Annotated in this window: 5 protein-coding genes; all 5 read right to left on the bottom strand. The window is 35.9% G+C overall.

Annotated features, from left to right (window positions below):
• Positions 1-128: 128 nt before the first annotated feature.
• The 5 genes from ACIQ2X_RS13215 to ACIQ2X_RS13195 all read right to left on the bottom strand — a co-directional run bounded on the left by ACIQ2X_RS13215 (position 129) and on the right by ACIQ2X_RS13195 (position 5,652).
• Complete coding sequence (locus ACIQ2X_RS13215; protein WP_396179401.1) at positions 129-830, bottom strand: hypothetical protein; 702 nt, start codon at positions 828-830, stop codon at positions 129-131.
• Positions 831-1,010 carry a hypothetical protein gene (locus tag ACIQ2X_RS13210; RefSeq protein ID WP_396179400.1) on the bottom strand — a complete coding sequence of 60 codons (180 nt, stop codon included), beginning with the start codon at positions 1,008-1,010 and terminating at the stop codon, positions 831-833. It lies immediately after the preceding gene.
• Positions 1,011-1,027: 17 nt separating this feature from the next.
• Positions 1,028-2,854 (bottom strand): ABC transporter ATP-binding protein, encoded by a 1,827-nt coding sequence (locus ACIQ2X_RS13205; protein WP_396179399.1) that lies wholly within the window; start codon positions 2,852-2,854, stop codon positions 1,028-1,030.
• Positions 2,854-4,581, bottom strand: a complete 1,728-nt coding sequence (locus ACIQ2X_RS13200) for a phospho-sugar mutase (protein ID WP_396179398.1) — start codon at positions 4,579-4,581, stop codon at positions 2,854-2,856. The genes ACIQ2X_RS13205 and ACIQ2X_RS13200 overlap by 1 nt, the downstream gene beginning before the upstream one ends.
• Before the next feature lie 120 nt (positions 4,582-4,701).
• Positions 4,702-5,652: a glycosyltransferase family 2 protein gene (locus ACIQ2X_RS13195; RefSeq protein ID WP_396179397.1), complete on the bottom strand. Its 951-nt coding sequence runs from the start codon at positions 5,650-5,652 to the stop codon at positions 4,702-4,704.
• Between the last annotated feature and the right edge of the window lie 113 nt (positions 5,653-5,765).

The raw sequence follows: 5,765 nt of genomic DNA, 5'->3' as shown, positions 1-5,765 counted from the left end.
TTGCCACGGATTGTACAGATGAACACAGATTGCTTAGTCTCATAGATTAAAAATCCTTTTAATCTTTTTAATCTGTGGCAAAAGTACTTGGTAATAATTGCGACAATATAACTTTCTTCTTACTTAAGTTAAATCAAAATATCGCTTTCTAAATCTGATTTTTCCGTTTGAAAGTCAAAACCCAGTTTAGCAACCAAATCCGTTACGAGCTTTTTGTACCAATTTTCAGATTTGGGATGAATGTAAATTTTCTCAATCAACTCCTCAATATTGACATCAATTTTCAAACCATTGTCAATCTCTAAGTCAAATTTGGTTAGGTCAGAAATGATGCGAACTTCCCTTTCGTATTGAAAACTTTTGCGTTTAAAGAGAAATGGAAAGAAAGTATTGTCAAACGGAATATATTCTTTTTTGTAATCAATGTAGTTTACTTCGCCTACAAATTGTTCAAATTCAGTGTCTACCGCCAAGGCCTTTTGCAGTTTTCCCAACGTCGATTGAATGGCCAAACCTTCATTTTTTTGTGTAAAAATTTGCCACATCGCAAATGATTCATATTCATTGATGTGCCAACTGCTGATGACTACATTTTTGCGGTGCCTTTTGTAATAGTCCAAAAAGTGGGGATTGTCTTTGGCTAGTTTTTTAATCTCTTCATAAGTAGGTTCACTGAACGTTCCTTCGTATTGGTCTTCAAATTTGTCAGACCTTGACATAAAAAGTTTTTTGTACAACAATAAATCGACAAATTTAGATAAGTCCAAGTATTTCCAAATAATGGTGTCTGGATCTTCTGGAAGCCTTATTCTTGGGTCGAAAATGTACATTTAAAAAGCTTTTGGAAATTTCATCGAATATTGTCCTGCGTAAAAAGCTACTAATAACCAGATGATTACAAATCGAGACAAATAAGCAGTAACAATTTCTTCAGAAAAAAGGTAATAAGCCATCAATATAAGTGCAACGGAAAGCAATAAAAAAAGCATCCCAAAATATTCTCTCTTCATGTTCTTGAAATTTAAAATTATTCAAAACTTTGCATCATCACCAGTTTGGTATACGTACCATCCAGTGCCAAAAGTTGTTCGTGCGAACCTTGTTCGGCAATCTCACCGTTTTGCATTACAACAATTTTATCTGCTTTTTGAATCGTTGATAATCGATGTGCGATAACAATTGAGGTTCTATTTTGCATCATGTTTTCCAATGCGATTTGAACAAATTTTTCACTTTCCGTATCCAATGCTGATGTAGCTTCGTCCAAAATCATAATCGGAGGATTTTTCAAAACCGCTCTAGCTATGGACAAACGTTGTTTTTGACCGCCTGATAATTTGTTGCCGCTGTCGCCGATGTTGGTATAAATTCCTTTGGGTAATTTATCTACAAATTCAAATGCATTGGCAATTTTCAAGGCAGCAATAATTTCTTCATCGGTAGCATCAAGTTTTCCTAAGCAAATATTCGCCTTGATGGTGTCGTTAAATAAAATGCTGTCTTGTGTTACCAGTCCCATTAATCCACGAAGTGATTTTAAATTCAGGTCTTTGATATTAGTGCCGTCAATTTTAATTTCACCATCGTGAACGTCATAAAAACGGGTTAACAAATTGGCAATTGTGCTTTTTCCGCTTCCTGATTGTCCCACTAAAGCTACGGTTTGACCTTTCTTTATGTCTAACGAAAAGTTCTTGAGAACAATTTCGTCTTCGTATTTAAAGTTAATATTTTTAATCGAGATATTGTCGTGAAATTCAGTTTTCGAAATGGCGTCTAATTTATTTTGTATCGGATTTTGTTCGTGCAAAATTTCTAAAATTCGCTCTGCAGCTGCGTTTCCTCTTTTCACCGCATACGACGCTTTCGAGATTGATTTTGCGGGAGTTAAAATATTGTATGCCAATCCCATATAGGCAATAAAAGCACCGCCATTTAAGGAGTTTTCGACTAAAACCATATTGCCTCCGTACCATAAAAGTACTGCAATTACAAATATGCCCATAAACTCACTTACGGGCGAAGCTAAATTTTGCCGGTTGCCAATAGCATTCGATAGATGATAAAATCTTTCAGTAGAATTTTTAAAAACGGTATTGAAATAATTTTCGGCATTGTAACTTTTTACGACTTTCAAGCCGCCTAAAGTTTCTTCAATAGTAGATAGAAAAATACCTTGTTCTTCTTGAGCTCTTGTCGATTGTCTTTTTAATTGTTTTCCAATGAGCGAGATAATAAACCCGGAAATGGGGATAAAAACGAATACAAATACGGTCAATTTCACACTTATCAAAAACATCGCCGTTATCGTAAAAATAATGGTAAGTGGTTCTTTTACAATAATTTCTAGTACAGAAAGCATCGAATTTTGCACTTCATTTACATCATTCGAAATTCGAGCAATGGTATCGCCTTTTCGTTTCTCCGAAAAAAAAGCAATCGGAAGTTCCAAGGTTTTTTTGTACAAGGCATTTCGCATATCTTTCACAATACCGTTTCGCAGAAAATTAATAAAAAACATCGCCAAGTAATCGAACAGATTTTTGAGCAAGAAAATAGAAATAATTCCAGTTACTAAAACGCCTAAAGTGAAACTTATGCCATTTTCATCGGTAAAACGCGTTAAATGGAAACTTAAAAAGTTTTCTAAAAATGATTTAAGTTTGGTAATTCCCATATAAACCGGTTCTACATAGTTTTTCTTGTCTTTTTCAAATAGTACATTGATCATCGGCATCAAAACGATGAACGATAACGTACTGAAAAGGGCATAAAGTACATTGAAAAATATGTTTAAATAGGCATATCTTTTATAGGGTTTTACAAAAGGAAGAATTTGTTTGATACTGCTCATTAATTGACGTTTAGATCTTTTAAAATAGATTGAATTTTTTGATCTAAAAATCGATTTGTTTCGTCAAAATGGTCTTTAGAATCTAAGGGAGTATTTACACTCACGTAAAATTTAATTTTTGGCTCCGTACCGCTTGGTCGTGCCGCAATTTTCGAACCGTCTTCGGTGTAATAAATCAAAACATCCGATTTTGGAATGTGAAGCGGCTCCGTTTCATTGGTCAACAGGTTGAGTGCTGTGGCATTTTTATAATCTTCAACCATAATCACGCGTTGTCCGCCCAATTCTTTCAAAGGATTTTCGCGCAATTCCACCATCATTTGATTGATTTCTACCAAACCTTCAATTCCTTTTTTAGTTAAGGAAACCAAATGTTCTTTGTAAAACCCGAAATCTACATATAAATTGATGAGTTCTTTATATACGCTACTTCCATTGGCTTTGGCTTGAGCGGCAACTTCACAAATCAATAAAGTGGCTGCAACGGCGTCTTTGTCGCGAACAGCATCGCCCACCATGTAGCCAAAACTTTCTTCTCCACCACCAATGAATTCTAGTTCAGGAAAGTCTTTGATCATTTTAGCAATCCATTTAAAGCCCGTCAATCCCACTTTACATTCTACGTCGTAACCTTCTGCAAGCGCCATCATCATTGGAGTGGACACTATTGTAGATCCAACAAATTGTTTTCCGTTAATTTTGCCTTCTTTTTTCCATTGTTCTAATAAAAATGCCGTCATTAAAACCATGGTTTGGTTTCCGTTTAACAACTTCATTTTGCCTTCGTTATCTCGAACGGCAACACCCAGTCGATCACAATCGGGATCAGTGCCAATAACAATATCAGCATGTAGTTTTTCGGCCAAAGCCAAAGCCATAGTCAACGCTTCTGGTTCTTCGGGGTTTGGCGATTTTACTGTTGGAAAGTCTCCATTTGGAACGGATTGTTCGGGAACTAAATGTACGTTTTTGTAACCCGCTTGTTCCAAGGTTTGCGGCACCGATTTAATCGAAGTGCCGTGCAAAGACGTGAACACGATGTTCAAATTGTCTTTGGCGGAAACAGGCGTATCAAAACTAGCATTTTCGATTGATGATTTTACAAAAGCATCGTCCACTTCCTTATCGATGTATTGTATCAAATTTTCATTGGCTTGAAAATGGATTTGATTGTAGTTCAATTCTTCAATTAGCTTGATGATTTCACCATCTTGAGGCGGCACGAGTTGACCTCCATCTTCCCAATATACTTTGTATCCGTTATATTCCGGGGGGTTGTGTGAAGCAGTAAGGACAATTCCAGCTTGACATTTCAAATATTTTACCGCAAAACTCAGTTCTGGTGTTGGTCTTAAATCCGAAAACAAGTACACTTTAATGCCATTTGCAGAAAAAACATCCGAAACCACTTTTGCCAACGTATTGCTGTTGTGTCGGCAATCAAAAGCAATGGCTACTTTGAGTTCTTTGTTTGGAAAAACCTGCTTCATATAATTGGCAAGTCCTTGTGTGTTTTTTCCCAATGTATATTTGTTGATACGATTGGTTCCCACACCCATAATTCCCCGCATGCCGCCGGTTCCAAATTCTAAATTTTTATAGAAACTTTCTTCCAACTCCTTTGGAGAAGAGGTCATCATTTCTTTAATCTTTTCTTGGGTTTCGGCATCGAATGTTGGCGATAACCACTCGTTTACTTGCTGTAAGATGTTTTCAGGAATGTGCATGTTTTTATGTTTTAGTGAAACCTATTTTTTTATTTTAATTTGAGATCGATTTGTAATCTTAAGTTTGAAAAGTTGCTTTTCGTAACATCATTAATTAGAAGAACAAATTCTTTTTATACTTTAAATTACTTCCGAAATCTTATACCGTTCTTCGTTATTTTTTGTTCTCAAAATAATTTCGCCCAGAAATCCAGCCAAAAACAATTGCGTTCCAATCATCATAGCGGTTAAAGCGATGTAAAACAACGGATTATCGGTTACTAAAATAGTGTCGTAACCCGATTTTAATTTTACTAATTTAATGATTATTATGAAAAGTGTTGCTAAAAATCCAATAACAAACATAATGGAGCCTAACAATCCAAATAAATGCATCGGTCGTTTACCAAATCGGGAGAGGAACCAAATGGTAATTAAATCAAGAAATCCGTTGATAAAACGATCCATTCCAAATTTGGTCACGCCGTATTTTCGAGCTTGGTGCAAAACTACTTTTTCGCCAATTTTTCCAAACCCCGCATTTTTTGCCAATACTGGAATGTAACGGTGCATTTCGCCCGAAACTTCGATGTTTTTGACCACCATATTTTTGTAGGCTTTCAACCCACAATTAAAATCATTGAGTTCGACGCCCGAAGTTTTTCTTGCCGCCCAATTGAATAATTTAGAAGGTAAATTTTTTGATACTACCGAATCGTAACGCTTTTTTTTCCAACCGGAAACCAAATCAAATTTCTGATTGATAATCATGTCGTACAAGGCTGGTATCTCTTCAGGACTGTCCTGCAAGTCGGCGTCCATAGTGATAATGACATCGCCTTGCACTTTAGCAAAACCAGCATGTAAAGCTTGCGACTTTCCAAAATTCTTTAAAAACCGAATGCCTTTCACATTTGGATTTTCAACAGATAATCCCTCGATAATCAGCCACGAGTTATCGGTACTTCCATCGTCAATAAAAACAATTTCATAACTGTATTGACGAGCGTTCATTACCTTCACAATCCAGTTGTGCAGTTCGAGGAGTGATTCTTCTTCGTTGAGAAGCGGGATAACGATCGATATATTCATATTATAGGGTTCGCTTGTTTCTAAAAATTAGGGCTACTAAAAATCCAATAAGACAATCTCTCAAAAGATATTTGATAAAACCAGCAAGTACTTGTTGGGCACTAAAAGGATTT

Origin of the sequence: Flavobacterium sp. (assembly GCF_044368625.1) — a bacterium.
Taxonomy (GTDB): Bacteria; Bacteroidota; Bacteroidia; order Flavobacteriales; family Flavobacteriaceae; genus Flavobacterium.
This window is presented reverse-complemented; position numbering and strand designations above follow the sequence as displayed.

What these genes read in the sequence shown, in the direction of transcription:
- ACIQ2X_RS13215 (WP_396179401.1), bottom strand. Translation starts at nt 830, where the DNA reads ATGTACATTTTCGACCCAAGAATAAGGCTTCCAGAAGATCCAGACACC.
- ACIQ2X_RS13210 (WP_396179400.1), bottom strand. Translation starts at nt 1,010, where the DNA reads ATGAAGAGAGAATATTTTGGGATGCTTTTTTTATTGCTTTCCGTTGCA.
- ACIQ2X_RS13205 (WP_396179399.1), bottom strand. Translation starts at nt 2,854, where the DNA reads ATGAGCAGTATCAAACAAATTCTTCCTTTTGTAAAACCCTATAAAAGA.
- ACIQ2X_RS13200 (WP_396179398.1), bottom strand. Translation starts at nt 4,581, where the DNA reads ATGCACATTCCTGAAAACATCTTACAGCAAGTAAACGAGTGGTTATCG.
- ACIQ2X_RS13195 (WP_396179397.1), bottom strand. Translation starts at nt 5,652, where the DNA reads ATGAATATATCGATCGTTATCCCGCTTCTCAACGAAGAAGAATCACTC.